The organism is Curvibacter sp. APW13, from assembly GCF_032337135.1.
In the GTDB taxonomy this organism is placed as follows: Bacteria; Pseudomonadota; Gammaproteobacteria; order Burkholderiales; family Burkholderiaceae_C; genus Allorhodoferax.
On the sequence record NZ_JAVXZZ010000001.1, the window covers coordinates 838,673 to 863,563 of the forward strand.

25 protein-coding genes and 1 pseudogene are annotated in these 24,891 nt (G+C 65.9%); 15 read left to right on the top strand and 11 right to left on the bottom strand.

Going from position 1 to position 24,891, the window contains the following annotated elements; all coding sequences use genetic code 11:
- From RQP54_RS03845 to RQP54_RS03895, 11 genes are all read left to right on the top strand, one after another.
- Positions 1 to 1,197, top strand: coding sequence for a GGDEF domain-containing protein (locus RQP54_RS03845; protein ID WP_315676841.1), 1,197 nt, complete (start codon positions 1 to 3; stop codon positions 1,195 to 1,197).
- Positions 1,178 to 2,101 carry an ATP-binding cassette domain-containing protein gene (locus tag RQP54_RS03850; protein ID WP_315676842.1) on the top strand — a complete coding sequence of 308 codons (924 nt, stop codon included), beginning with the start codon at positions 1,178 to 1,180 and terminating at the stop codon, positions 2,099 to 2,101. The genes RQP54_RS03845 and RQP54_RS03850 overlap by 20 nt, the downstream gene beginning before the upstream one ends.
- Positions 2,102 to 2,157: 56 nt before the next feature.
- The gene (locus RQP54_RS03855; RefSeq protein ID WP_315676843.1) at positions 2,158 to 2,976 is read left to right on the top strand and encodes an ABC transporter permease; all 819 of its coding nucleotides are present in this window, start codon (positions 2,158 to 2,160) and stop codon (positions 2,974 to 2,976) included.
- 92 nt (positions 2,977 to 3,068) lie between these two features.
- Positions 3,069 to 3,533 carry a MarR family transcriptional regulator gene (locus RQP54_RS03860; protein WP_315676844.1) on the top strand — a complete coding sequence of 155 codons (465 nt, stop codon included), beginning with the start codon at positions 3,069 to 3,071 and terminating at the stop codon, positions 3,531 to 3,533.
- A 22-nt stretch (positions 3,534 to 3,555) separates the two neighbouring features.
- Positions 3,556 to 4,182, top strand: a complete 627-nt coding sequence (locus RQP54_RS03865; protein WP_315676845.1) for a hypothetical protein — start codon at positions 3,556 to 3,558, stop codon at positions 4,180 to 4,182.
- Positions 4,183 to 4,256: 74 nt separating this feature from the next.
- Positions 4,257 to 4,685, top strand: a complete 429-nt coding sequence (locus RQP54_RS03870; RefSeq protein WP_315676846.1) for an organic hydroperoxide resistance protein — start codon at positions 4,257 to 4,259, stop codon at positions 4,683 to 4,685.
- Between the two features lie 126 nt (positions 4,686 to 4,811).
- Positions 4,812 to 5,933 (top strand): DUF2855 family protein, encoded by a 1,122-nt coding sequence (locus tag RQP54_RS03875; protein ID WP_315676847.1) that lies wholly within the window; start codon positions 4,812 to 4,814, stop codon positions 5,931 to 5,933.
- Positions 5,934 to 6,001: 68 nt separating this feature from the next.
- Positions 6,002 to 6,757: a metallophosphoesterase family protein gene (locus RQP54_RS03880; RefSeq protein WP_315676848.1), complete on the top strand. Its 756-nt coding sequence runs from the start codon at positions 6,002 to 6,004 to the stop codon at positions 6,755 to 6,757.
- Complete coding sequence (locus tag RQP54_RS03885; RefSeq protein WP_315676849.1) at positions 6,754 to 8,271, top strand: bifunctional serine/threonine-protein kinase/universal stress protein; 1,518 nt, start codon at positions 6,754 to 6,756, stop codon at positions 8,269 to 8,271. Before RQP54_RS03880 ends, RQP54_RS03885 begins: the two co-directional genes overlap by 4 nt.
- Before the next feature lie 33 nt (positions 8,272 to 8,304).
- Positions 8,305 to 9,183 carry a Rossmann-like and DUF2520 domain-containing protein gene (locus RQP54_RS03890; protein WP_315676850.1) on the top strand — a complete coding sequence of 293 codons (879 nt, stop codon included), beginning with the start codon at positions 8,305 to 8,307 and terminating at the stop codon, positions 9,181 to 9,183.
- Positions 9,180 to 10,040, top strand: a complete 861-nt coding sequence (locus RQP54_RS03895) for a pirin family protein (RefSeq protein ID WP_315676851.1) — start codon at positions 9,180 to 9,182, stop codon at positions 10,038 to 10,040. The genes RQP54_RS03890 and RQP54_RS03895 overlap by 4 nt, the downstream gene beginning before the upstream one ends.
- A gap of 6 nt (positions 10,041 to 10,046) precedes the next feature.
- Here RQP54_RS03895 and RQP54_RS03900 read toward each other — a convergent pair whose 3' ends face one another.
- Complete coding sequence (locus RQP54_RS03900) at positions 10,047 to 10,943, bottom strand: DMT family transporter (RefSeq protein ID WP_315676852.1); 897 nt, start codon at positions 10,941 to 10,943, stop codon at positions 10,047 to 10,049.
- 74 nt (positions 10,944 to 11,017) lie between these two features.
- Here RQP54_RS03900 and RQP54_RS03905 point away from each other — a divergent pair, with 74 nt between their 5' ends.
- Positions 11,018 to 11,848, top strand: coding sequence for a helix-turn-helix transcriptional regulator (locus tag RQP54_RS03905; RefSeq protein WP_315676853.1), 831 nt, complete (start codon positions 11,018 to 11,020; stop codon positions 11,846 to 11,848).
- 303 nt (positions 11,849 to 12,151) lie between these two features.
- Here the strand turns inward: RQP54_RS03905 and RQP54_RS03910 are convergent, their stop codons facing one another.
- A complete protein-coding gene (locus RQP54_RS03910; RefSeq protein ID WP_315676854.1) occupies positions 12,152 to 12,541 on the bottom strand; it encodes a nuclear transport factor 2 family protein in 390 nt (129 codons plus the stop codon).
- A 127-nt stretch (positions 12,542 to 12,668) separates the two neighbouring features.
- Here RQP54_RS03910 and RQP54_RS03915 point away from each other — a divergent pair.
- Together RQP54_RS03915 and RQP54_RS03920 are read left to right on the top strand one after the other, a co-directional pair.
- A pseudogene (locus RQP54_RS03915) lies at positions 12,669 to 13,438 on the top strand (tyrosine-type recombinase/integrase); the annotation flags it as partial.
- Between the two features lie 35 nt (positions 13,439 to 13,473).
- Positions 13,474 to 14,301: a helix-turn-helix transcriptional regulator gene (locus RQP54_RS03920; protein WP_315676855.1), complete on the top strand. Its 828-nt coding sequence runs from the start codon at positions 13,474 to 13,476 to the stop codon at positions 14,299 to 14,301.
- Here RQP54_RS03920 and RQP54_RS03925 read toward each other — a convergent pair.
- From RQP54_RS03925 to RQP54_RS03965, 9 genes are all read right to left on the bottom strand, one after another.
- On the bottom strand, positions 14,286 to 14,699 hold the full coding sequence (locus RQP54_RS03925; RefSeq protein WP_315676856.1) for a VOC family protein: 414 nt from the start codon (positions 14,697 to 14,699) through the stop codon (positions 14,286 to 14,288). The two genes, RQP54_RS03920 and RQP54_RS03925, sit on opposite strands and share 16 nt — an antisense overlap.
- An 80-nt stretch (positions 14,700 to 14,779) precedes the next feature.
- Positions 14,780 to 15,322, bottom strand: a complete 543-nt coding sequence (locus RQP54_RS03930) for a GFA family protein (protein ID WP_315676857.1) — start codon at positions 15,320 to 15,322, stop codon at positions 14,780 to 14,782.
- Between the two features lie 41 nt (positions 15,323 to 15,363).
- A complete protein-coding gene (locus tag RQP54_RS03935) occupies positions 15,364 to 15,930 on the bottom strand; it encodes a hypothetical protein (RefSeq protein ID WP_315676858.1) in 567 nt (188 codons plus the stop codon).
- A 113-nt stretch (positions 15,931 to 16,043) separates the two neighbouring features.
- A complete protein-coding gene (locus RQP54_RS03940; RefSeq protein ID WP_315676859.1) occupies positions 16,044 to 16,343 on the bottom strand; it encodes a hypothetical protein in 300 nt (99 codons plus the stop codon).
- A 405-nt stretch (positions 16,344 to 16,748) separates the two neighbouring features.
- Positions 16,749 to 17,039: a hypothetical protein gene (locus RQP54_RS03945; protein WP_315676860.1), complete on the bottom strand. Its 291-nt coding sequence runs from the start codon at positions 17,037 to 17,039 to the stop codon at positions 16,749 to 16,751.
- 294 nt (positions 17,040 to 17,333) lie between these two features.
- Positions 17,334 to 18,983: a bifunctional UDP-sugar hydrolase/5'-nucleotidase UshA gene (gene ushA, locus RQP54_RS03950; RefSeq protein ID WP_315676861.1), complete on the bottom strand. Its 1,650-nt coding sequence runs from the start codon at positions 18,981 to 18,983 to the stop codon at positions 17,334 to 17,336.
- Between the two features lie 27 nt (positions 18,984 to 19,010).
- Entirely contained in the window at positions 19,011 to 21,500 is a 2,490-nt protein-coding gene (locus RQP54_RS03955) for a penicillin acylase family protein (protein WP_315676862.1), read from the bottom strand.
- Positions 21,501 to 21,614: 114 nt separating this feature from the next.
- On the bottom strand, positions 21,615 to 22,409 hold the full coding sequence (locus RQP54_RS03960) for a phosphatase PAP2 family protein (RefSeq protein ID WP_315676863.1): 795 nt from the start codon (positions 22,407 to 22,409) through the stop codon (positions 21,615 to 21,617).
- Positions 22,406 to 23,920, bottom strand: coding sequence for a glycosyltransferase family 39 protein (locus tag RQP54_RS03965; RefSeq protein ID WP_315676864.1), 1,515 nt, complete (start codon positions 23,918 to 23,920; stop codon positions 22,406 to 22,408). Before RQP54_RS03965 ends, RQP54_RS03960 begins: the two co-directional genes overlap by 4 nt.
- A 71-nt stretch (positions 23,921 to 23,991) precedes the next feature.
- Here RQP54_RS03965 and RQP54_RS03970 point away from each other — a divergent pair, with 71 nt between their 5' ends.
- Entirely contained in the window at positions 23,992 to 24,876 is an 885-nt protein-coding gene (locus tag RQP54_RS03970; protein ID WP_315676865.1) for a class II glutamine amidotransferase, read from the top strand.
- Positions 24,877 to 24,891 lie beyond the last annotated feature (15 nt).

Sequence of the window (24,891 nt, forward strand, 5' to 3'; positions counted from 1 at the left end):
ATGAACCTTGACGTCACCTCCCTGCTGGTCATCAACATCGTGAACCTGACGGTCACGGCGACCACCCTGCCCTTCGTCATGGGGCGCGAACTGAGCCCTGCTGCACGCCATGCGCGCACGGCACTGATCATGCAAGCCCTGGGCTGGATCGCCATGGTGGCGTCGGAGCAGTTTGTCGGGCATTGGCTTGATCGCCTGCTGTCGGTTGCATCCATCGCGTTCATGGGCGCCGGGAATTGGCGCATGTGGTGTGCACTGCGCGGCTGGCTGGGCCCACGCCCCTTTGCCCGCACACTGATGGTCCTGTGCGTCGCCACGCCTGTGGGCTATTTCCTGAGTTTCGACTCCTACCCGGTGCGGGTTGGCTGGACCAATGCGCTGCTGGCGCTGCAGCTGCTCGTCGTGGCGCGGGCCTGCCTGCTCCCTCGCTCCACGGCACAGAGCGGCCACTGGCGCTGGGTGCTGTTCGCCTGCATGGTGGTGATGGCGGGCTTCACGGCGGCTCGCGGCGTCATGGGCGCATTCTTCACCGCGCTGTACCCCAGCTTCACGGCCCCGCATCCGATCAACGTGATGGCCATGGTGGCCACCAATGTGGCGCTGGTGCTGGGCAACGTGGCGGTGCTGGTGGCCTGGCGCAGCGAGGCCGAGGCCCAGCTCGACGCGCTGGCCCATACCGACGCGCTCAGCGGGCTGCTGAACCGGCGCGGCTGGGAAGCGCAGGGCGGCACCCTGTGGGCCAACCACGAACGCAGCCAGAGCGACATGGCCCTGCTCATGATGGATCTGGACCGCTTCAAGCGCATCAACGACGAGGCCGGCCACGATGTTGGCGACCACGTCATCCGTGCCTTCAGCGAAGTGCTCCAGGGCAACGTGCGCCGTGGCGACGTGGCTGCGCGCATCGGCGGCGAGGAGTTTGCCGTGCTCATGCCCGGTGCGGACGAAGCAGCAGCGCGCAGTCTGGACGCGCGCCTGCGTGCAGGGCTGCGTGAACGCAACATTCCTGGCCTGTCCTTCCGCCCTGACTTCAGTACCGGTCTGGCCGTGGCCAACCCACACGACCACAACCTCGAAGCCCTATTGGGCCGGGCCGATGCGGCGCTGTACAACGCCAAATCGCTGGGCCGTGGCCGGCTGGAGATGGCCGTTTTCCGTTCCAACCTTTCCCATACCTATGGCAGCTCCACTCTTTGAGGTTCACCGGCTGGTCAAGCGCTACGGTGACTCCACCGTGGTCAATGACCTCTCGTTCGCCATTGCCCCAGGCGAGTGCCTCGGTGTGATTGGCCCCAACGGCGCGGGCAAGACCACCACCATCCGGATGTGCCTGGGCCTGACCGCGCCCGACGGCGGCAGCATCAGTGCCTTTGGCCTTTCGATGCCACGGGACGACCGGGCCATCAAGGCCCGACTGGGCGTGGTGGCACAGATGGATACCCTGGACCCGGACTTCACGTGTGCCGAGAACCTGCTGGTCTATGGCCGCTATTTCGGACTGAAGGACGCTGACATCCGGGCCCGGACACCGCAGTTGCTGGAATTCGCCTCGCTCACCAGCAAGGCGGACTCCCGACCTGGGGAGCTTTCCGGTGGCATGAAACGTCGCCTGTCGCTGGCGCGTGCGCTGGTCAACGACCCGAAACTGCTGCTGCTCGACGAGCCCACCACCGGGCTTGACCCGCAGGCCCGACACCTGATGTGGGAACGCCTGCAGACCCTGCTGCAGCAGGGTAAGAGCATCCTGCTCACCACCCATTTCATGGACGAGGCCGAGCGCCTGTGTTCGCGCCTGCTGGTGCTTGACCATGGACGCTGCATTGCCCAGGGAAGCCCGCGCGATCTGATTGCACAGTATCTGGAGCGCGAGGTGGTGGAGGTCTATGGCCAAGGGGCCTTGGCCCTGGCCGAAACGCCGCTGCGTTCGCTGGCGGAACGTGTCGAGATCAGCGGCGAGACCGTGTTCTTCTACACCGACGACAGTCACGCCTTGCTGCAGGGTCTGTCCGCCCACCCGCAGCTGCGCACCCTGCACCGCCCCGCCAACCTGGAGGATCTGTTCCTCAAGCTCACCGGGCGCCAGATCCGTGACGACGCCTGAGACGCTATGCATTTCGTAGCTGTTACCGCACATTCCACAAGGGCTGGAGGCCCAAAATGCTCCTGAATTCCGACACCGACCGCTCTCCTTGGCGCGCGCCCAGCCTGAGCTTGCGCTTCTGGCCCGTGTTCCTGCGCAACCTGCTGGTGTGGCGCAAGTTGGCCATGCCCAGCCTGGTGGGCAACATTGCCGAGCCGCTGATGTGGCTGGTGGCCTTCGGCTACGGCATGGGGGCGCTGGTGGGCCCCATGCATCTGTCTTCGGGCGAGCAGGTGCCCTACATCCTGTTCCTGGCCAGCGGATCGATCTGCATGAGCGCCATGCAGTCGGCCAGCTTCGAGGCCCTGTATTCGGCGTTCTCGCGCATGCACATGCAAAAGACCTGGGACGGCATCATGAACGCGCCCGTGGCGCTGGACGACATCGTGCTGGCCGAGATGCTCTGGGCCGCGTTCAAGTCGCTGTTCACCGTCACCGCCATCCTCTGCGTCATGCTGGCCCTGGGTATTTCCTACAGCCCGAAGCTGCTGGTGGCCTGGCCCATCCTGCTGGGCGTGGGCATTACCTTCAGCTGCATCGCGCTCATCTTCAATGCGCTGGCCAATGGCTACGACTTCTTCACCTACTACTTCACGCTGTTCCTCACGCCCATGACCTTCCTGTCAGGCGTGTTCTTCCCGCTGGACCAGCTGCCCGCCGCCGTGGCGGCCGTGGCGGCCTGGTTGCCGCTGTCCAATGCCGTGGCCCTGGTGCGCCCGCTGTTCATGGACCAGTGGCCCCAGGACTGGCTGCGTCCGGCCCTGGTGCTGCTGGCCTATGCCAGCCTGTCCTTCTGGCTGGCCCTGGGCCTGACCCGCAAGCGCTTTCGCAGATAGGCCTACTCCGCCGGCACCGGCGGGCCCCATCCGGGGGTTCCGAATACCCATTTGAATTGTGTGCAATTTAATTTTGCACAACAATTCATCCCATGGCCCGCAAGCAATCCACCACCAACCCCGCCCAGCTGCTCGACAACCAGCTCTGCTTTGCCCTGTACTCGGCCTCGCTGGCCATGACCAAGCTGTACAAGCCGCTGCTCGACGCGCTGGAGCTGACCTACCCCCAGTACCTCGCGCTGCTGGTGCTGTGGGAGCGCGACGACATCACCGTCTCTGCCTTGGGTGAGCGCCTGAACCTCGACTCGGGCACCCTGACGCCTTTGCTCAAGCGCATGGAAGCTGCCGGCTGGCTGGCCCGCCAGCGCTCGGTAGAGGACGAACGCCGCGTCCATGTGCTGCTGACCGAAGCCGGACGCGCCCTGCAAGCGCGCGCTGCCCACATACCCGGCTGCGTCATGGCCCACAGCGGGCTGGACGTGTCGGCGCTGATGGCGCTGACCAGCCAGATCAAGGACCTGCGCGCTGGCCTGCACAACGCCTGCCGCGCCGACTGAATTCACCCCCCTAGGACCCACCATGAACATCCTGACCGCCCAACTGCGCCGATTGCGCACCATCGCCCTCGCCGCCCTGGTGTTCGGCACCATCACCCAGGTCGCGCTGGCCGCCAGCATCGACATCACCGACAAGAGCTTTCGCTGCATGCGCGACATGACCCCGGTGCGCCACTTCTACGTCGACAACCTCGCGGGCGACCTCAAAGGCACCCTGGCCGCCGCCAACAACCCCAAGGGCGCGATCTACCCGCCCGGCTCGGTCGTGCAACTGGTCCCCACCGAGGTGATGGTCAAGCGCGAGCAGGGCTTCAACCCCGCCACCGGCGACTGGGAGTTCTTCGAACTCAGCGTCAGCAACCAAGGCACCACTACGGTCAAGCGCGGTTTTGCCGAGGTGAACAACCGCTTCGGCAAGAACTGCTTTGCCTGCCATGCCCCGGCCCGCGACCCGTATGACTTCGTCTGCGAGAGCGACCACGGCTGCGAACCGATTCCTATCGACCACAAGATGACCGGCGCCCTGCAACGCTCCGACCCGCGCTGCGGCGAGCCGCAACTGGAAAGCGGCGACACCTGGGCGCTGTGGAAGCTGCGCGCCATGGTGCTGCTGGGCAGCGTCATCAACTGGTTCAAGAGCCTGGGCTGAGCACCCGCTGACGCCCCCATTCCTTCCTCGATTTCTCCACCCGCTCGAACGAGCATTTTTTGAAAGCCCCTGCCATGACACAGAAACTCGACAAAGTGGTTTACCGCGCCCACGCCACCTCCACCGGCGGCCGTGACGGCACCTCCAGCACACCCGACGGCGCACTGAACCTGAAGCTCGCCGTGCCGAAGGAAATGGGCGGCAACGGCCAGGGCGTGAACCCCGAACAGCTGTTTGCAGCCGGCTACAGCGCCTGCTTCATCGGTGCCATGAAGTTCGTTGCCGGCATGCAGAAGATTGCCCTGCCGGCCGACACCAAGATCGACGCCACCGTCGGCATCGGCCCCATTCCCCAGGGCTTCGGCATCGAAGTGCAACTGGCCGTCACCATTCCCGGCATGGAACGCGCCGCCGCTGAAGCCCTGGTGGCCAAGGCCCACGAGGTGTGCCCCTACTCCAACGCCACCCGCGGCAACATCGAAGTGACCCTCAGCGTGGTCTGATCTCCTCGGCGCTGCACCATCGCCACTGTCGCCTGCGTGCCAGGTGGCAGTGGTTTTTTCCGTTTTCAGACGCTACGCTTTTGGTAGCTGTCTACGCAACATTCACGAGGGCTGGAGGCCAATTTCATGCACAACACCGAACTGTGGATCAACAAACAGCGGCTGGACCAGAGCGCCATCCAGACCCCGCCCTGCGCGCCGCTGCAGCCGGGCCAGGTGCGGGTGCAGATCGAGCGTTTCGCGTTCACCTCCAACAACGTCACCTACGCCGCCATGGGCGACGCCATGGCCTACTGGCAGTTCTACCCATTGCCCGGTGCGGGGGAACCGCCTGGCGCCTGGGGCCGCATCCCGGTGTGGGGCTTCGGCACGGTGAGCGAGTCGTGCTGCCCCGAGGTGCCGGTGGGTGAACACCTGTACGGCTACTTTCCGATGTCGCATTCCGTGGTGCTCACGCCGGGGCGCATCAGCGCTGCGCATTGGTTCGACGTGGCGGAGCACCGCGCCGCGCTGCCCGTGGTCTACAACCAGTACCTGCGCACCGCCCAGGACCCGTTCTACCGCGCCGACACCGAAGACGTGCAGGCGCTCTTACGCCCGCTGTTCATCACCTCCTGGCTCATCGACGACTTCCTGGCCGACAACGACTACTTCGGTGCCGGCGCCGATGCGCAGCGCCGCCCGGTGCTGCTGCTCTCCAGCGCCTCCAGCAAGACCGCCTTCGGTACCGCGTTCCAGCTGCGGCGCCGCGGCGGGCTGGAGGTGGTGGGCCTGACCTCTGCCGCCAACGTGGGCTTCTGCGCGAGCCTGGGCTGCTACGACCGGGTGCTGCGCTACGACCAGCTCGACCAGATCGCCACCGACGCCCCGGCGATCTACGTCGACTTCGCCGGCAACGCCGCCTTCCGCCAGCAACTGCACGCGCACTGCCAGGGCCTGCGCTATTCCTGCTCCATCGGCGGCACCCACGTGCAGGCACTGGGTGGCGCCAAGGGACTCGAAGGCCCCAAGCCGGTACTGTTCTTCGCCCCGGCCCAGATCAAGAAGCGCAGTGCCGAGTGGGGCGCGGCAACACTCACCGAACGGCTGGTGCGCGACTGGAGTGCCTTTGCATCCACCGTCACGCGGCCCGAGGCACCCTGGATGACCGTACAGCACCACCACGGGGCCGACGCCGCGCAGGCCGCCTACCGGCTGGTGCTGCAGGGGCGGGGCGACCCACGCCTGGGGCACATCCTGTCGCTGTAGGGCCCTGCAAAGTTGGCGTCAGCCGCTTCGGGCATGATGGCGGAAAACAAACCGCCACCGGAGACACGATGAAACTGGCGCTGCTGTCCGACATCCATGGCAACCTGCAGGCTCTGGAGGCCTGCCTGGCCCATGCCCGCAGCCAACAGGTCCAACGCTTTGCCTTTCTGGGCGACCTGGTGGGCTACGGAGCCGACCCGGGCGCCGTGGTCGACCGCATCATGCTGCTCACCGAAGAAGGTGCCATCGTGCTGCGCGGCAACCACGACGAACTGGCCCTGGCGCCGCCCACCGAAGTCAAGACCGTGGGCGAAAGCACAGCGCTATGGACGCACCAGGCCCTGAGCCACGCCCAGCGCGGCTGGCTCGCCAGCCTGCCCTACACCTTCCAGCAGGACAACCTGCTGCTGGTACACGCCACGGCCAACGAGCCCGAGAAGTGGCGCTACGCCTACGACGAGCGTGCCGCCGCTGCCAGCCTGGACGCGGCCTCCACCCAATATCCCGGCACCTGCTACGTCTTCGGCGGGCACGTGCATGAACAGTCGCTCTACTACCGTGGCCTGGGTGCGGCGTTGATGAAGTTCGTGCCCCAGGCCGGCATCGGCATTCCGGTGCCCAAGCGCCGCCAATGGCTCGGTACCGTGGGCTCGGTGGGCCAGCCGCGCGACGGCAGCCCCAAGGCGATGTACGCCGTGTTCGACATGGCGCAGGCGCGACTGACCTTCCACCGCGTGACTTACGACCACCACGGCGCTGCCGCCGCGATCCGCAAGGCCGGCCTGCCCGAGTTCTTTGCCGAACGACTGGAGAAGGGACGATGAAGCTGCTGGAACCCGGCACCGAGCTGGACGGATTCACCATCGAGGAGTGCGTGCACTCGGGTGGCATGGCGCACATCTACCATGTGCACTACACCGACGGACGCCCCGGCCCGGGCTTTCCCATGGCCATGAAGATCCCACGCATGACCGCGGGCGACGGGGCCGAGAACATCGTCAGCTTCGAAGTCGAGTGCCAGCTGATGCAGGCCTTGAGCGGCAGCTATGTGCCGCGCTTCGTGGCCGCCGGCGACCTCGACCGCATTCCCTACCTGGTCATGGAGTACATCGAGGGGCGCACCCTGGACCACTGGCTGGAACAGGAGACCCGCCCCGGCATTGCCGAGATCGCCAAGCTGGGCGCCGCCATGGCCCAGGCCGCCCACGCCCTGCACCAGCAGAACGCCGTGCACCTGGACCTCAAGCCGGCCAATGTGCTGTTCCGCGCCGACGGCCGCGCCGTGCTGCTGGACTTTGGCCTCTCGTGTCACGCGCACTACCCCGACCTGCTGGCCGAGCAGCTGCGCAAGGCCGTGGGCTCGCCCACCTGGATCGCCCCCGAGCAGGTGGTGGGGGTGCGCGGCGATCCACGCAGCGACATCTTCGCCATCGGCGTCATGCTGTACGAACTGGCCACGGGTGAACTGCCCTTCGGCTCGCCCCAGACGCCCGGTGGCCTGCGCCAGCGCCTGTGGATGGACCCCACGCCGCTGCGCAAACTCAACCCCGACATCCCTGAGTGGTTCCAGGAGGTGGTGCTGCGCTGCCTGGAGCCGGTGGCGGCCAAGCGCTACCCTTCCGCCGCCCACCTCGCGTTCGACCTGTCGCACCCCGAGCAGGTGAAGGTGACGGAGCGCGGCCGCAAGGTCGAAGGCACAGGCTTCTGGGTGCACTTCAAGCGCTGGCTCAAGGCCGCGGGCATGCACTACCAGCCCAGCCCCCTGCCCTCGCAGCAGATCGAGGAGGTGCCGATCGTGCTGGTGGCCGTGCCACACCACGACGTGACCGACGCCACGCTGTACTCGCTGCGCGAAGCCACGGCGCGCTCCTTGGGCACCCGCCCTGGGGCCCGGCTGGCCTGCGTCACCGTGGTGTCGTCCAGCGCCACCAGCTCCTCGGACGAGGCCAACAGCGAGACCAATGTGCACCGGCGCCACCTCTCGGCCCTGCGCCAGTGGGCCCAGCCGCTGGACCAACCGGGCCATTCGATCTCTTTCCATGTGCTGGAAAGTGGTGATCCGGCGCAAGCGATCCTCGACTATGCGCGTGGCAATCACGTCAGCCTGATCATCATGGGCGCCGCCACCCATGGCCTCAAGACGCAGCGCTTCGTCGCCACCGTGCCCATCAAGGTGGCCATGGAAGCGCCCTGCACCATCATCCTGGTCAAGCAGAGCCTGCCCTTCGAGTTGCTGGGCGCATCGGGTGGCCAAACATCCAGCAGTGGCTACTCCGACGCCGGCAGCGACGGCACCCGACCCGACCTCTACGGCGACGACCTGGGCCCGCTGGGCTGAGCAGCATCTACTGGGCGGTGTAACAATGCCGCCATGCTTCCTACATTGAACATCGTAGGTGCGGGGCGCGTTGGCCGCACGCTGGCGTACCTGTGGCACGCGCACGGCCAGTTCAGCATCCAGGGTGTGGCCTGCCGCAGCCCCGAGAGCGCGCACGAGGCCGTGGCCTTCATCGGCGCGGGCACCGCGATCGATGCACAGGAACTGCCGCCAGCCGACGTGTGGATGCTGGCCGTGCCCGATGCGTCCATCGCGGCCGTGGCGCAGTCACTGGCCACCCATGCACCGCCCCCGACTGCGACCGGTGCTGCTCCCGTGGTGTTCCACTGTGCCGGTGCCAGCGGCTCGGAACTGCTGCAGCCGCTCACCGACCTCGGCTGGCGCAGTGCCAGTGCCCACTGCATCCTGAGCTTTGCGCGCGCCGATACGGCTGTGGCGCAATTCGACGGCACGGTCTGCGCACTGGAAGGCGAGGCCAGTGCCTGCGCGCTGCTGCAGGGTGCATTCGAAGCCATCGGTGGCCAGTGCTTTGCGCTGCAGCGCCAGGACAAGCTGCTGTACCACGCCGCTGCCGTGTTCGCCACCAACTTCCTGCCCGTGCTGCAGTCGGTGGCCGAGGAGGCCTGGGCGGCCAGCGGTGTTCCCGCTGCGCTGCTGCCGCACCTGCGCCAGACGCTGCTGGCCAACGCCGTGCGCAACATCACTACCCTGGGCCCGGCAGGTGCACTCACGGGGCCAGCCGCACGCGGCGACACCGCGCACATTGCCCGCCAGAGCGCGGTGGTGCACCAATGGAGCGAGGGCGCGGGCCGGGCCTACGATGCGCTCAGTAGCCTGGCCTTGCAATTGGCCCAGCGGCGCCCACCTGCACAGACCACGCCTGAGCCCGGGCCACCCCAGGAGCACCCATGACCCACCCGACAACCCGCTGGCACGCTGAAGAGGCACCGGTCGGCCATTTCACGGTGTTGCGCGCCCTGCCCACGCGCGCCGTGCAAGCCGTGGGGCCCTTCGTGTTCCTGGACCACTTCGGCCCCTTCCCAGCCTCACCCGAGACGCTGCCGGCGCACCCGCATGCGGGCATCGAGGTGATGACCTACCTGCTCGAAGGTGCCAACGAACACCGCGACTCCTACGGCCACCGCGGCATCGTCGAGACCGGCGGTGCGCAATGGATGCGCGCCGGGCGCGGCATCCTGCACGCGGAAACCAACCTGCCGCAGCGCTGCCCCACCATCCACGGCCTGCAGATCTGGGCGCGCCTGCCAGCAGCGGTGCAACACAGCGAACCGGCCTACCGCGCCATTGCCGCCAGCGACGTGCCGCAGTGGACGGTACCCACTCAGGAGGGAAGCAATGAGGCGGGACTGCGCCTGCTCAGCGGTGCCTTTCAGGACCGCCAGGGTCCCATCCCCCTGAGCGCCCCGGCCCTGCTGCTGCATGTGCAGCTGCCGCCCGGATGCCGCGTGGCGCTGGAAATGCCCGCGGGCTGGGAATACGGTGCCTATGGCATCGATGGGAGCTCCCGTGTGAACGACACGGGCGACGTGCTGCAACGCGGCGACTTTGCGTGCCTGCCCGGCACCACCCTGGCGCTGCACAACCCCGCTGCCGCACCGGCCAACGTGCTGCTGCTGGGCGGTGCACCGGCGCAGCGGCCCCTGGTGTTCGGCGGCCCCTTCGTGCTGGACTCGCCCGCGGCCCTGCGCCAGGCCCAGCGCGACTACTTCGATGGAAAGATGGGCATGCTCGACGGCGTGCCGTACTGAAGCGTACTAGGTGCGCCGGCTCACCAGCACGATGCCGGCCAGCACCATGCCCGCCCCGACCACGAACGAGGGCTCGATCTGCTCGCCCAGCAACCACGCGCCCAGCAGCACCCCGAACAGGGGCGTCAGGAACGAGAACACGCCCAGGCGCGAAGCCAGGTAGTGGCGCAAGAGCCAGAACCACACCAGGAAGCTCGCGAACGAGACGATGAAGCACTGGAACGCGAACTCGGCCAGCACGAAGGGCGTGGGCTTGAAGGTGGTCTGACCCAACAGGAAGGCCGAAGGCAGCAACAGTGCGAAGGCACCGAGCAACTGGTACATCAGCGTCTGGCTGGCCGACAGCCGCGCGAGCGGTGTGGCACGGATGACCACCGTGGTAGCTCCCCAGGCCAGCCCCCCGAGCAGGCCCAGCAGGTCACCCAGCACCACGCGGGCCAAGTCACTCTGCGGGGCACTTCCATCACGCACCACAAAGGCCACGGCGATACCTACAAATGCGACGCCGATGCCCAGCCACTGCAGCGGAGCCAGCCGCTCGGACGGCAGCTTCCAATGCAGCCCCAGCGCGGCAAAGATGGGCGCGGTGTACAGGAACACCACGATGTGCGCGGCCGAGGTCAGGCGCAGGCCCTCGCCCACCAGCAGGTACTCCAGGCCAAACAGCAGGCCAATGACCATGCCCGGCTTCCAGATGCCGTTGGAGACGTCGAGCTGCTCACCGCGTCGGCGCATGTAGAGCCATACACAGGCCGCGGCAACTGCCGAACGCAGCGCGATCTGCAGCACGGGCGAAAAGTCCTCGGCCGTAGCCTTGAGTGCAATCTGCTGCATGGCCCACAGCAGGCACAGCACCAGCATGATGGCGACGGCCCGGCCGTCGAGGGGTTGTCGTGTATCCAAAATCTTCCTCACTGGGGTGGATGACTATTGTCGGTTTGACCGTTTACAGACATATAGTGAAAATACGACAAGCCATGCCGCCACACCGCCAAAACGCCCGTCCCACCGCGCGGCCCCCGAAACACCCGCAGCAATCGCCCTTCAGCCACGCGCTGCCCAGCCCGCTGTATTTCCGCGCCGAAGAGCTGCCAGCCGACGCCGCCTACCCGCACCACCAGCATCTGTGGGGCGAGTTCGTGTACGCCTTTCGCGGCGTGATGGAAGTGGAGGTGCAGCAGCACCGCTACCTGGTGCCGCCGCAGTGCGGCCTGTGGCTGCCGCCGGACGTGGCGCACCGCGGCCTGAACCGCCAGGCGGTGCATTTCAGCTCGCTCTACGTCAGCCGGGAACTCACCGCAGAACTGCCGCGTGATGTGTGCGCCCTCAGCGTCAGCCCGCTGCTGCGCGCCGTGCTGGAGGAGCTACGCCTGCTGCCCGCCCCCACGCCGCACACCCCGGCCTACACCCGGCTGCTGCAGGTAGCGCTGGACCAGATCACCCAGGCCCGCCAGGCCGGCAGCTACCTGCCCAGCTCGAACGACCCGCTGCTGGCGCCGGTGATCGAAGCACTGATGGCCGAACCCGGCGACGCGCGCACCGTGGCGCAGTGGGCAGCCCAGGTGCACACTACCGAGCGCACGCTGATGCGCCGCGCCCAGAGCGAGCTGGGCATGACCCTGGCCCAGTGGCGCCAGCGCCTGCGCGTGGTCAAGGCCATGCCGCTGCTGCTGGCCGGAGAGACGGTGGAGAACATCGCCCACGACCTGGGCTATGCCTCCAGCTCGGCCTTCATCGCCATGTTCCGCAGCCTGGCGGGGGTGACGCCGGATGAGTACCGGCGCAGTAGTGCGGGGGGTGGGGGTTGATGTTGCCGCGCAGCGGGGGCTGAAAGCTAGCGGTGGGGGCAATGGTTTTGTAGCTGCCCCCTGCGCAACACGGCCCCCAACCGCAGCGCACAGGGTTTTGCGGGGCCATCATGCAAAGCTGCATGACAACGCCGCCAAATAACCCAGATATTGCACCAGTGCACAGCCTCGCAATGCAAAGCCAACAACATCCGCTCTACTTTTTATAGCTGTACACGCTTAATCTGCGATGGCCAGCAGAGTTTTACTGGCAATTGGCTTGCACATGACCCGGAGTATGGGGAACCGCCGGAGCAAGTGCATTTAGCCTGCCGCGTGGCTTTCTTCAAAGTCGGCACGGATCGGTGCAGTGTCGTAAATGATTGTGAGCTTCAAGAATTTCTGCTGGTCGGCGGTCAGCTCGAACACATCCACACACTCGAACTGAACGACCTTTCCACTCTTCAGTGTCCAGGTGTAGTGGAAGTGCAAAGCAACCGATGGGGTATTGCCGCTCGGCAGAAACACGTTCAGAAGTTTGGTGACGGAGCGATTCGTGTCGGCGAATAGATCGCGGTAGAAGTTTTCAGCCTCAATGACTCCGTACAGCGGCGACACGACGGTTGCCTTTGCGGCAAAGAGAGAAAGAACGTCAGCAAGGCTGCCCTCGTTCAGGGCGGTCAAGTAACGTTTGCACAGTGCTTCAGGGCTCATGGTGACTCCAACAAAAGGGCCAGATTAGCACGGTTGAAGCCTCCTCAAATTCCTGAACCACTCAGAAGTAGAGGTTTGGGAATTTTGTCACACGGTATTCGACCGGAGGAACTAACCCCAGTGCCTCATGGGGCAAGCGGAGGTAGAGGCCTTTTTGACCATGCTGGCCAATGAACGCAAAGTTGCCCCGTCGACGCACCGCCAAGCGCTGAGTGCGCTGCTGTATCTCTGCAAGGAAGTGCTTTGCCTGGAGTTGCCTTGGCTGCAAGAGATTGGCAGACCGTTGCAGTCCAAACGCATTCCCAGTGTGCTCACACGCGATGAAGTGCAGCGGATCTTGGCTTTGACTACAGGCGACGTGGGTTTGCTAGCCCGGCTACTTTATGGAACCGGCATGCGCCACATGGAGGGCCTGTCACTACGTGTCAAGGACATTGACTTTGATCGCAAGGTGATCATCGTTCGCGATGGCAAGGGTGGAAAGGATCGCGTGGTCATGTTGCCCCAGGCTTTGGTGCAGCCCTTGCGCGAACAACTCAATATGGCACGCGCGTTGTGGACTGCAGATCGGGCAGGTCAGTAGACCCTCGCAGTGGCATTGAACGTCGGCATCACCTGTATGAACAAAGGCTCCAACGCGCCCTGAAACGAGCGGTGGCGCAGGCCGAGATTCACAAACCCGTGACGGTGCACACCCTGCGCCACTCGTTCGCCACCCACCTGCTGCAAGCGGATACCGATATTCGCACGGTGCAAGAGCTGCTGGGCCACAGCGATGTGTCCACCACCATGATCTACACCCATGTACTGAAGGTGGCTGGTGGTGGCACGGCCGTCGAGGGGTTGTCGTGTATCCAAAATCATCCTCATTCACGTTGGCAGGTATTGTCGGTTTGACCGATTCAAGCCATATAGTGAAAATACGACAAGCCATGCCGCCACACCGCCAAAACGCCCGTCCCACCGCGCGGCCCCCGAAACACCCGCAGCAATCGCCCTTCAGCCACGCGCTGCCCAGCCCGCTGTATTTCCGCGCCGAAGAGCTGCCAGCCGACGCCGCCTACCCGCACCACCAGCATCTGTGGGGCGAGTTCGTGTACGCCTTTCGCGGCGTGATGGAAGTGGAGGTGCAGCAGCACCGCTACCTGGTGCCGCCGCAGTGCGGCCTGTGGCTGCCGCCGGACGTGGCGCACCGCGGTCTGAACCGCCAGGCGGTGCATTTCAGCTCGCTCTACGTCAGCCGGGAACTCACCGCAGAGCTGCCGCGTGATGTGTGCGCCCTCAGCGTCAGCCCGCTGCTGCGCGCCGTGCTGGAGGAGCTGCGCCTGCTGCCCGCCCCCATGCCGCACACCCCGGCCTACACCCGGCTGCTGCAGGTAGCGCTGGACCAGATCGCCCAGGCCCGCCAGGCCGGCAGCTACCTGCCCAGTTCGAACGACCCGCTGCTGGCGCCGGTGATTGAGGCGCTGATGGCCGAACCCGGCGACGCGCGCACGGTGGCGCAGTGGGCGGCCCGCGTGCACACCACCGAGCGCACGCTCATGCGCCGCGCCCAAAGCGAGCTGGGCATGACCCTGGCCCAGTGGCGCCAGCGCCTGCGCGTGGTCAAGGCCATGCCGCTGCTGCTGGCCGGAGAGACGGTGGAGAACATCGCCCACGACCTGGGCTATGCCTCCAGCTCGGCCTTCATCGCCATGTTCCGCAGCCTGGCGGGGGTGACGCCGGATGGGTACCGGCGCAACACTCACTCAGACCGGTGACAGACAGCTTCGATGTTGTTGCCCTCCGGGTCGATGACGAAGGCACCGTAATAGTTGGCGTGGTAGTGTGGCCGCAAACCGGGCGCACCATTGTCCCTGCCGCCTGCTGCAATCGCTGCCTGGTAGAAGGCATCAACCTGGGCGCGCGTCTGGGCACGCCATGCCAGGTGGCAACCCGAGGTGGTGGCTGCCCCCTCGTAGGGCGAAGGGCCGTCGATGAACCAGACGTCCACCTTCTTGCCGTCCGGTTCCTCGGCGCAGGGATACGAGAAGCCCAGAATGTTGGAACCGTAGTTGCCCTCGAAATGCAGGCTGTAGCCCAAGGGGGCCAGGGCGGCGGAGTAAAACGCTTTGGCCCGCGCGATGTCGCTGACGCGGAATGTCATGTGGTCCAGCATGGATAGTCCTTCGGTCGATGGGTAGAGGGTTCAAAACGGAACAATACTGTACGCCCATACAGTATTGTTGGCAACACCTTCTACGTTCCGCGTGTCAGCCCGCCGCCGTATCGGGCCCCGGAAGCACCGGGTTCTCGTGCTGTTGCGCGGCCGGTCGGTCGGCATCGTGGTGCCGGGCGGCACACAGGTTCAGGCTGTGGGGGGGGTGGCGGCACCGCGGGTGCGCCCTCGGGGTACTGGGGCAGTGCATCGTTCACCGGCCACCAGCGGGCTTGCGAGGCCACATGTGCGTGGAAACCCAGGCGGGCAGCCACCGGCTCCTGCAGCAGCCCGGCGCGGATGCGGACCACCCCGGGCAGCGACGCGCGGCGACTGAACACCGGCGAGCCGCAGACCCGGCAGAACGCCCGCTCCTTGCCGGGCGACGACGCATAGAAGTTCAGCAGGGCTTCCCCCGCGTGAAACCGCAGCTGCGCAACGTCGACCGGAATATTGGTGGCAAACGGCCCGCCCTGTGCCTGGCGGCACTGGCTGCAATGGCACACCTGTATCGGCGCCAACGGCCCGGTGATGGAGAAACGAATGCCTTGGCACAGGCAGCTACCATGGTGTTCGATGGGCATGGTGGGCATTGTCCAGCGGAGTTCCAAGGAGGGCGAAGGGATCACAAACTGCGGGCAGAAGCCCACATGTTCTCCCGGCCAACACCCGCGCGCCATTGCTGGAACGCACTGCGGTATTGCTGCCAGGGCTCTGCCAAGGTGTCGCGCGGGTCTTCACTGAGTGCGTAGGCCATGCCTTCGATCAGCCAGGAGGGCATGAGGATGCGGCGCAACACCCCAAACTGCTGCCCCTGCAGATGGTGAATGAGCTCATGGCGGACGTAGTAGTCTTTCCAGGCACTGGGGCCAACGACCGTGCCAACGGTTCCCACGGTGACAGCCGAGCGCGCACCCAGGCCAAATCGATCCGCGCAGTCTTGGGTTTCACAGAAGACAACCAAGGGCTCCCCTTGGGTCGGGCCCACGTTGTTTGCGACAAAAGCCAGCGCGTCGTCACGGAGCGCTGTGGCCTCTGCAAGCCTGTCGGCGGATTCCACGCAGACCGCGTGGCTGGTGCACTGCATGCCGCTCGCGGTGGGCGCCATGACCCGCACTGGCTTGACGACGAACCAGGCTGCCAGAGGAACCACTACGAGTAGCAGGAAGGCAATGCGAAGGGCGATTTTCATGGCCGAACTTTGGGGACGACTAACATTTGAATTCAGCCCGTCGACCAGCGCAGTTGGCGAGAGTCGGGGGCCAAGAAAGGTGATGCAACACGCATGCTCTCTGTGTTCATCATCTAGTGCATATCGCGCCAGGTATGCAAAACGACGACGACACCATCGATCAAACACTGTTCAAAGTACTTCAAAGCATCGTTATCGTCGGTAAAGGATTCCGTATTCACTGTGCGAACATCCGGTATTGCCACTGGAGACCAGCCCGCATGCGTCATTTCTCGCGCCGCAAGATCGATCGCCGCGTCATCGTTCGGTGCAAGCACGTAGATGCTCGCATACGCGCCAGAAGCTTCAAGTGCAATCTCAGCCCCCTGTATGGGTACGACTTCGACGGAAACAACGCGAACCTGGGTGCGCACGCTGCCACCGTCAAATTGGTTGGCGCTGCGCAGCGCTAACGCTCAGCGACCAGCGACCGAAGGGAGTGAGGCCGACCGCCATATTGAGCAGTGAGGCGCTATTTGGAGCTACTTTCACGAACGACGATCTCACTTGATATTCGAGCCCCGCATCCTGCGCAATTGCCTTCAACGAACACGGTGCCATTCTCTTCATGCTCGCGAGGTGATGTGATTCCAAGATCGGCTTTGCCGCAGGCGTCACACCATGTGTTCTGAGTGAGCCACCGTTGCTCGTTCAAATCACGAGCACTGAAATTCCGAGGAGTTCTCATGTTCACTGTGCCTAGCGTCGATGCTGCCCGGCGGGCCAGACCCGCCGCGAGACAGCAATTTTCTGATTGAGCATCCATACCGAGCGACCGGTCATACCTCGCATTTGAAGTCAAGGTTTTTCTCCCGGAAGAGGCGCATCCGGAGATTGAAATCTTCTGCATATGCCACCGCAATCGCGGTGAGTTTGGCGTGCTCGTACCCCAGCACTACATCAGATGTGCCTTCAATCGGATTCACGTCTGTCGGCAAAGAAATGCAGGTCAACCCTACCTTCGGTACTACCAATGCGTAACCATACAAACCGCGAAAACGGTAGTCCTTCTTCTCGATCGCGGCCGCAAAGTCTCGCTCTGGGTCAGCCGTCTTGAGCCAACCCATCATGCCCAACACCTCAGCTTGTGCGAGTTCATGGGGAGGCTGGGTACACCCCAAAGTGAAAGCCAAACCAATTGCCCAAAATAACCTGAGAGTCATAGCGGTTTAGGTAAGGGGGCGGCCCGCTTGCGGGACGTCCAGCGGAGGCAGTGGGCCGAAACGGCTTTGAAGCCAGTTCGTTGGATGCACTCGATACCGAGTCTCGCATTTAGTCGCTATAAAAACAGAAGCTGCTCGCGCAATATCCACGAGGGCTAACAGCCAATTTGACGCCAAAACCCGCCTGTAGAACTCGCCCATTCACCGGCGCACCACCGCGTCCCCCGGCTCGAAGTCGGCCACGCGGACCTTGTTCTTGCTGAGGTACTCGCGCATCACGTCGGCGTCCACAAAGCCGGTGTTCACGTAGCCGGGGTGGGTGCTGAGCTTGGGGTAGCCGTCGCCACCGTTGGCCTGGAAGTTGTTCAGGGCCAGGCGGTAGGTTCGGGTGGGGTCGATGGGGGCACCGCGCACGCTGGCACTGACCAGTTTGCCACCTTCGGCAACGATACGCACACCCGCAAACTGCGGGAAGGCGCCCGAGCCGGGGCTCATCTTCATGGCGGCTTCGAGGTAGGTGGTGAGCTCGCTGCCCTTCAGTTCCACCACCGAGACCATGTTGCCGAAAGGCTGGACCTTGAGCACGTCCTTGTAGGTGAGCTTGCCGGCGGGCATGCTGTCGCGTACGCCGCCGCTGTTCATGATGGCCAGATCCGCCTTGGCCTTGTGCATCATCACGGTGGCGATGAAGACACCCATGTTGGTGGGCTTGCTGCGCACGTCTTCGCGCTTGCCGTTGAGCACACCATCGCTCTCGCCCACCACGGCGTCGAGCGCGGCGCGGCCCTTGTCCTGGTAGGGCTGCAGCAGGGCCAGCATGGCCGGGTCTTCGGCAATCCTTTCCGTGTAGGGCTGCTTGGTGTCCTTGCCGTCAGCACCCTTCACGGTCTTCATCAGGTTCACTGGCAACAGGGCGTACTTCACCAGCTTGAGTTCGCCACCGGTGTATTCGAAGTCGGCCCGGCCCACGTACTTGCCCCACTCGTGGGCCTGCACGATCCAGGTGCCGTTCTGCCGATCGGGCTGGCAGGGGGTGCCGGGCACATAGGCCTCGTTGCGCTTGGCAGCACCCATCTGCTCCAGCATGCACACGGGGTTCTGGCTGTGGCCGCCCACGATCAGGTCCAGCCCCTTCACTTCGCGGGCCATTTCCACGTCGCCCGGCGCATTCACGCCGCGTTGGCCATCGGGGTAGTGGCCCATGTGGGTGGCAGCAAACACCAGGTGGGCTTGGCCCTTCAGTTCGGGCAGCAGTGCAGCCGCCTCGGCCGCGGGGCGGCGGAACTCCACACCCTCCACGTTGGCCGGGTCCACCATCTTTTTCGTGTCGTCGGTGGTGAGGCCCAACACGGCGATCTTCAGGCCCCCGCGCTCCAGCACGGTGTAGGGCGTGAACAGGCGCTGCCCGCCCTTGTAGATGTTGGCCGACAGCACGGGGAAGCCCGCCCAGGCTATCTGCTTGCGCAGCACCGGCAGGGGCTTGTCGAACTCGTGGTTGCCCACGGCCATGGCGTCGTAGCCAATCGCCTTCATGCCCTTGAAGTCGGGCTCGGCGTCCTGCGTGTCGGACTCGGGCACGCCGGTGTTGATGTCGCCACCGTCCAGCAACAGGGTGTAGCCGCCCTGCGCGGCCACTTCGCGGCGTACGTGGTCGATCAGGGTCTTGCGTGCGGCCATGCCGTACTCGCCGTCGCCGTTCTTCCAGAAGCGGCCGTGGTGGTCGTTGGTGTGCAGCACGGTGAGCTTGACAGTACCGGCCGGGGGTGGCGGTGGCGCGGCCTGGAAGCTGGCACAGCCCGCCAGCAGCAGCGCGGTACCCAGGTGCAACAGGACAAGGCGACGGTTCAGCATGGCAGGCTCCTTGGATGGCGGCAGGGTTTAACGCGGCATGAGTTTCAGGTAGTGGTCGACAGTAGTGGGCTGCAGCTGCAGCGGGCGGTACTTGCCCTCGCCCCACTGCTCGGCCATGTCGGCATAGCGGCCGTAGAAGGGTGCGCCGCTCTGGCCGGTCTGGTAGATGAATTGCGAGTTCTCCAGGTTGGAGAGGTCGTACACCGCCCGCAGTGAGGCCGCATGCCGGTTGGCGAACGGGTATTTCTCGTCGTTCAGCCAGTACTGGCCCACATTGACGGTAAAGCCGTCGCCCCCGGTGGGGGTAACCACGTTGAACAGCGGCGCCAACGCGCCCACCTTGTCGAACGGGTTGTGCACGCTGCGGGCGGCGTGGGCCTGGCCCCACTGCCAGCGAGTCATGTCCTTGCCGTAGGCACGCACCAGGCGCTCCAGCGCGCGGTCCAGCGCGGCAGAAGACTGCACTGCGCACCCCTTGTCACCGCACCAGAAGCTGTCGTTGCGCTCCAGCGCCATCTCCAGCAGGGGGCGGAACTGGCGTTTGCCGTACAGGGCCTTCATGCGCAGCTCACCCAGGCGTGGGGTCACCAGGGCACGGGTCAGCTCGTCGGCCCAGGCCACCACGATGAGCGGAGCGGCCTGGTCGGCACGCATCTGGCCGTCAAAGTCCTTCAGCAATGCCTGGGCCTGGGCTGCCAACGGGTGGCTGCCCTGGGCCTTCTGCAGGAAGGGCAGGATGCGCAGCGCAGCGGCCGAGCGCACGTCCGCCTGGATCGCCTGCATGCTGTGCACGTCGTGGCGCGAGCGCTGGGCCAGCAGTTCCTCGATGCGCTCGAAGCGGTAGGGAACGCCCCAGTCCTGCCCCATGAAATGCGGGTAACCCGGGGGCGTGATGCGCTGGTTGGCCGTAGCCACCCAGCCCTTGGCGCCATCGTCCTGCGGCGTGTCGTCGGCGGCAATCCAGCCCTGCCAGTCGTACTTGGCATCCCAGCCCGGCGAAGGGGCCACGCCGCGGATGTCGTTGGCGGGCTTGCGCAGCGGCACCTTGCCGAAGGCCTGGTAGGCGATGCGGCCCTTGGTGTCGGCCATGACTACATTCTGCATGGGCGAGTGGTAGCGCTTGAAGGCTTCGGTCAGCTCGCCCACGGTCTGGGCGCGGTTGCCTTCCAGCCCGGCCACCACGGTATGGTTGTCGGCGTCCAGCGCGGTCCAGCGCAACGCCAGCACGAAGCGGCTGGTGTCCAGCAGTTCGGCATGGCTCTTCTGCACGTCGCTGAGCACCGGGCCGTGGCGGGTTTCGCGCACGGTGATGTGCACCGCGGGCTTGCCCTTGACCGCAATCGTTTCCTCGCGGGTCTTGAAGCTCTCCCAGGCCGGGTGGCCGTTGATGTCGGGGGCACGGTAGAGCTTGGGGTTCTCGGGGTGGATGTATTCGAGGTAGAGGTCCTGCACGTCCGGCCCGGTGTTGGTGAAGCCCCAGGCCACACCCTGGGTGCGCCCCAGCACCACGAAGGGCAGGCCCGGCAGGGTGGCGCCGATGGCGTTGAGCCCGGGTGCCTCCAGGTGCGCAAAGTACCAGATGGCCGGCGCGTTCAGGCCCAGGTGCGGGTCATTGGCCAGCAGCGGCTTGCCGCTGACGGTGCGCTTGCCGGACACCACCCAGTTGTTGCTGCCCTTGCCATCCACGGTGCCCATGCCATTGCTGAAGTCCTGCGACCAGGCGGCCATCTGCAGCGCATCCACCCCCGCATTTTGGCCTGTAGCCCGCATGTTCACTGCGTGAGCAGCTTCGTTTTTCGTAGCGCCTGCCGTGGCTACCGGCTGACGGTAGACACCGAGTTCGCGGTACAGGGTGCTGAGGTCGGCGCTGGCGGCGGGCTTCTCGCCCGGGTAGGGCGGGAACAGCTCCCACAGGCGCTGATTGTCGAGCGCCTGCGCCGCGGAGAGGCGGGCAAACTCGTTGCCCCAATTGCCGCCCAGGTCGAGCGCCATCATGATCGACCAGCCCAGGCTGTCCACCGGCTCCCAGCGCCCGGGGCGTACCTTGAGCAGTTGGAATTCAGCAGCCAAGGGGCGGGTGTTGCCGGCATGAAAGGCATTGATGCCCTCGCTGTAGGCCAGCAACGCTGCCTTGGCCGAATCGGGCAGCCCGGCCCACTGGCGCTGTGCCGCCTGCACGATGCCCAGCGTGCGCATGAGCTTGTCGGTGTCGAGCGTGGCCTCGCCGAACAGGGCCGAGAGCTCGCCGCGCAGCACGCGGCGGTTGAATTCGAGCTGCCAGCCGCGTTCCTGCGCATGGGTCCAGCCCAGGGCGAACCAGGCGTCGCGGTCGCTGGCGGCGCGGATGTGGGTCACATCGGCGCCATCGCGGCGCAGCTCCACCGGTGCCAGCACCCCGGCCACGGGCAGCCGGCCATCGAGTTGCGGTGCGGCGCGCACCACATAGACCACCACCACGCTGAGTGCCAGCAGTGCCAGCGCCAGCAGCGTCCAGACCAAACGTTTGAGCCATTGCATGGATGTCATCCCTTCCTCGTGTTCCTGTACCCCTGCCCTGCCTGCGCCGGGCCTGTCTACCCACCAGTATGCCTGCCCGCCTAACGCAACGGTGGGCGCATTTTCCCGGAGACGCTAGAGCGGTTTCGGCCCACGCCAGCTGCGGGGAATGAACGCTACCAGCGATACCGCAATGACGCCCGCCAGCAGGTACTGCATGCTCTGGTTCTCGGCAAAGTCCAGGGCTTCGACACACAGGTTGTAGACCGCAGCAAGCATGAGCAGCGCCACGCAGCGCAAGCTGGTGTGCGAAGCCTGCAGCCAGGCGGGGGGCACGCGCGCCAGCAGGGCCTGGGCCCACAGGCCACACAGCAGGCCCAGCGCCGCGCCCACCACCACGTCGCCCGGCCAGTGGGCGCCCACGGCGATGCGCGACAGACCTGTGGCCAGGGCCAGCAGCCACAGCCAGGCGAAGCGCAGGCGCCGTTGGGGCGGCAGCGCAAAGTAGATGGCACTGGCCACGGCAAAGGCCGTCAGGGTATGGCCCGAGGGCATGGAGACGTTGTGCATGGGCTCGCCCACGATGCGCATGAGGGTGTTGTCCACCACGGCGGCCGGGCGCGGGCTCTCGATCAGCCCCTTGCCCAGGCGCGCCAGCACCATGGCAAAGGGCGCCGCACACAGCCAGGCCCACAGGTAGCGCGGTGCCAGCACCAGCAAGGGGGCCGTCAGGCCCAGCACGCCCCAGGCATTGCCCATGAGCGACAGCGCGGTCCAGAAACCCGCAGGCAACACGGCAAAGGCCTGGTTCAGTGCCAGAAACCAGGCGGGCTCGCCCCACTGCAGCCACAGCGGCGCACCGAGCGCCAGGATGGCGAAGGGCACGGCCCACAGCCAGGGCGCAAAGGCGCGGGTCGCGGGCGCGCTCATGGCGTGCCCCGCCGGGTCAACTGCGGCGCCGGGCTGCCTTCCCAGCCGTAGCAGGCATAGAAGCGAAAGCTCGCCAGCGGGCGCCCCTGGTGCTGCACCGGCAGGGTATCGAGCAGGCGGCAGCGGGTGAATCCATGGGGAGCCATGGGCACATCGTAGGCCATGTGCGACCAGTCCACCAACAGGGCGTCGCCGCCCGGCTGCATGGGCGCATGCCAGAGCGAAAACTGGGTGAAGCGGTCTTCGAGCACCTGCACCGGCAGCGGTCGTGCGTACCAGCCCAGGCGGCTGGCCAGGGTCCAGTTCTGCACCGCCAAGGCCGCAAGACCTTCCCGCTGCGCCAGGCCACGCGCCAGCGCTCCGGCCTGCTGCCAGCCGTAGAGGTCGGCAAACGGGTTGGGGGCCGGTGCCACGGTGTCGTCGCTGCCTTGCGCAAAGGGCCACCCCGCCGTCAGCATGAGGGCCACCAGGGCGGTGCAGGCCAAGGCTTGCAATCCACCCAGGACCCGCAGCCAACCGCGCCAGCCCTGCTGGGCCCAGCGCGCCAGCCCCAAGCCCGCGAGCGGCGCAGCGGCCACCCAGGCCGGGGCGGTCCAGTGCGGCAGGCCGGTACCACCGCCCGACAGGTAACCGAGTACGCCCAGGGGGATGGCGGCAAACCAGGCCAGCGCCCGCACAGCGCTCGGCGCCGCGCGCCAGCCGGCCACGGCAGCCAGCAGCAAGGGGCCGTAGGCCAGCAGCTGCACCACGACGAAGCGCACAAACTCCACGCCCTTCCAGCCGCCGCCCGCGCCGTGCTGGGCCTGGTAGGCGAACGAGACCCACTGGTTCTGCAGGTTCCACACCAGCACCGGACTGACCAGGGCCAGGGCCAGCACCAGCGCCAGCCAGGGGCCACGGTGGCGCAACAGCGCCCAGCCATGGGCCTGCAGCAGGCACAGCAGCACAGCCAGGGCGGCAAAGATGGCGGTGTACTTGCTCAAACCCGCCAGACCGAGCAGTGCGCCCAGCAGCAGCCAACTCGCAGTACCTGTCTCTGGCGGACGATGCATCAGGCTCCAGGTACAGGCCATCACCGCCACGGTCCAGGCCATGAGCAGGGTGTCCGGCAACAAACCCAGGCCCAGCACATGCAGCAGCGGTGCCAGTGCCAGGGCCGCGAGCGCCCAGGTAGCCGCCGATTCAGCCAGCGCTTCGGTGGCGGGTTGCGCACTGAGTACGTGCCGCGTCAGGCGGTACACCCCAGCCAGCGTGCCCCACCACACCAGGGCTGGGAGTACGCGCAGTGCGGCCTCAGGCACCTGGGCGGCCACCAGCGGCCACTGGATCCAGCCCACCAGCGGCGGGTGGTCAAAATAGCTCAGCGCCGGGCGCAGCGCGTACAGCAGGTAATGGGCTTCGTCCACCGACAGGCCCATGGCGGCACCGGCCAGCACGTGCACGAGCACCAGCACGCGCAAAGACCAGCGCGGAATCGGAGGAAGGGCCAAAGAGGGGGGAAGCGGTTTCAAGACTGTGGTGGCGAGCGCAAAGCGCGCAGTCTACCGGCATTGCAGCATGACAATCTCGTTACACTGGCGCCATGTGCCAATTGCTCGGAATGAACAGCAGGCTGCCCGCCAGCCTCACCTTGAGCTTCACCGGTTTTTCGCAGCGTGGTGGCTGCACCGACCACCATGCCGACGGCTGGGGCATTGCCTTCTTCGAAGCCCAGGGTGACCGGCCCGGGCGCGCCGCGCGCCACTTCGTGGACCAGGAAAGCGCCTCCACCTCGTCCATTGCGCAGATGCTGCGCACCTACCCCATCAAGAGCCACAACGTGGTGGCCCACGTGCGCAAGGCCACGGTGGGCGTGGTGGCACTGGAGAACTGCCACCCCTTCGTGCGCGAGCTCTGGGGCCGCTACTGGTTCTTCGCCCACAACGGCGACCTCAAGGAATTCAACCCGCCCTTGCACGGCAGCTTCAAGCCGGTGGGCACCACCGACAGCGAACTGGCCTTCTGCTGGCTGCTGCAGGAGCTCAACAAGTCACACGCCACCGTGCCCAGCGTCGAGGAACTGACCCACACGCTGGAGGAGCTGGTGCCGCGCATTTCCCGCCACGGCACCTTCAACTTCCTGCTCAGCAACGGCCAGGCCCTGTGGGCGCATGCCAGCACCAAGCTCACCTACGTGCAGCGCCAGCACCCGTTCTGCAAGGTGCAGCTCAAGGACGAGGATGTGACGGTGGACCTGTCCGAACTGAACGGGCCGGAAGACCGGCTGGTGATCGTGGTGACCGAGCCACTGACCACCAACGAGTCCTGGGTGCGGATGGACAGCGGAGAACTGCTGGCCTTTGTGGACGGCGACGTGGTGGCCCGTGGCCATTGCCCTGCACCCCTTATTCCGGCCGCTGCAGTTGCTGCCGCCCAGCGCGAGGCGGAAGAGGCTGCCAAGGCGGCCGCCCTGGCAGCGGCGGCCTGAGCCGCCGTTCTAGGT

Coding starts and splice junctions, on each gene's coding strand:
- RQP54_RS03845 (WP_315676841.1), top strand. CDS start 1: ATGAACCTTGACGTCACCTCCCTGCTGGTCATCAACATCGTGAACCTG.
- RQP54_RS03850 (WP_315676842.1), top strand. CDS start 1,178: ATGGCAGCTCCACTCTTTGAGGTTCACCGGCTGGTCAAGCGCTACGGT.
- RQP54_RS03855 (WP_315676843.1), top strand. CDS start 2,158: ATGCTCCTGAATTCCGACACCGACCGCTCTCCTTGGCGCGCGCCCAGC.
- RQP54_RS03860 (WP_315676844.1), top strand. CDS start 3,069: ATGGCCCGCAAGCAATCCACCACCAACCCCGCCCAGCTGCTCGACAAC.
- RQP54_RS03865 (WP_315676845.1), top strand. CDS start 3,556: ATGAACATCCTGACCGCCCAACTGCGCCGATTGCGCACCATCGCCCTC.
- RQP54_RS03870 (WP_315676846.1), top strand. CDS start 4,257: ATGACACAGAAACTCGACAAAGTGGTTTACCGCGCCCACGCCACCTCC.
- RQP54_RS03875 (WP_315676847.1), top strand. CDS start 4,812: ATGCACAACACCGAACTGTGGATCAACAAACAGCGGCTGGACCAGAGC.
- RQP54_RS03880 (WP_315676848.1), top strand. CDS start 6,002: ATGAAACTGGCGCTGCTGTCCGACATCCATGGCAACCTGCAGGCTCTG.
- RQP54_RS03885 (WP_315676849.1), top strand. CDS start 6,754: ATGAAGCTGCTGGAACCCGGCACCGAGCTGGACGGATTCACCATCGAG.
- RQP54_RS03890 (WP_315676850.1), top strand. CDS start 8,305: ATGCTTCCTACATTGAACATCGTAGGTGCGGGGCGCGTTGGCCGCACG.
- RQP54_RS03895 (WP_315676851.1), top strand. CDS start 9,180: ATGACCCACCCGACAACCCGCTGGCACGCTGAAGAGGCACCGGTCGGC.
- RQP54_RS03905 (WP_315676853.1), top strand. CDS start 11,018: ATGCCGCCACACCGCCAAAACGCCCGTCCCACCGCGCGGCCCCCGAAA.
- RQP54_RS03910 (WP_315676854.1), bottom strand. CDS start 12,541: ATGAGCCCTGAAGCACTGTGCAAACGTTACTTGACCGCCCTGAACGAG.
- RQP54_RS03920 (WP_315676855.1), top strand. CDS start 13,474: ATGCCGCCACACCGCCAAAACGCCCGTCCCACCGCGCGGCCCCCGAAA.
- RQP54_RS03925 (WP_315676856.1), bottom strand. CDS start 14,699: ATGCTGGACCACATGACATTCCGCGTCAGCGACATCGCGCGGGCCAAA.
- RQP54_RS03930 (WP_315676857.1), bottom strand. CDS start 15,322: ATGCCCATCGAACACCATGGTAGCTGCCTGTGCCAAGGCATTCGTTTC.
- RQP54_RS03935 (WP_315676858.1), bottom strand. CDS start 15,930: ATGAAAATCGCCCTTCGCATTGCCTTCCTGCTACTCGTAGTGGTTCCT.
- RQP54_RS03945 (WP_315676860.1), bottom strand. CDS start 17,039: ATGATGGGTTGGCTCAAGACGGCTGACCCAGAGCGAGACTTTGCGGCC.
- ushA (WP_315676861.1), bottom strand. CDS start 18,983: ATGCTGAACCGTCGCCTTGTCCTGTTGCACCTGGGTACCGCGCTGCTG.
- RQP54_RS03955 (WP_315676862.1), bottom strand. CDS start 21,500: ATGCAATGGCTCAAACGTTTGGTCTGGACGCTGCTGGCGCTGGCACTG.
- RQP54_RS03960 (WP_315676863.1), bottom strand. CDS start 22,409: ATGAGCGCGCCCGCGACCCGCGCCTTTGCGCCCTGGCTGTGGGCCGTG.
- RQP54_RS03970 (WP_315676865.1), top strand. CDS start 23,992: ATGTGCCAATTGCTCGGAATGAACAGCAGGCTGCCCGCCAGCCTCACC.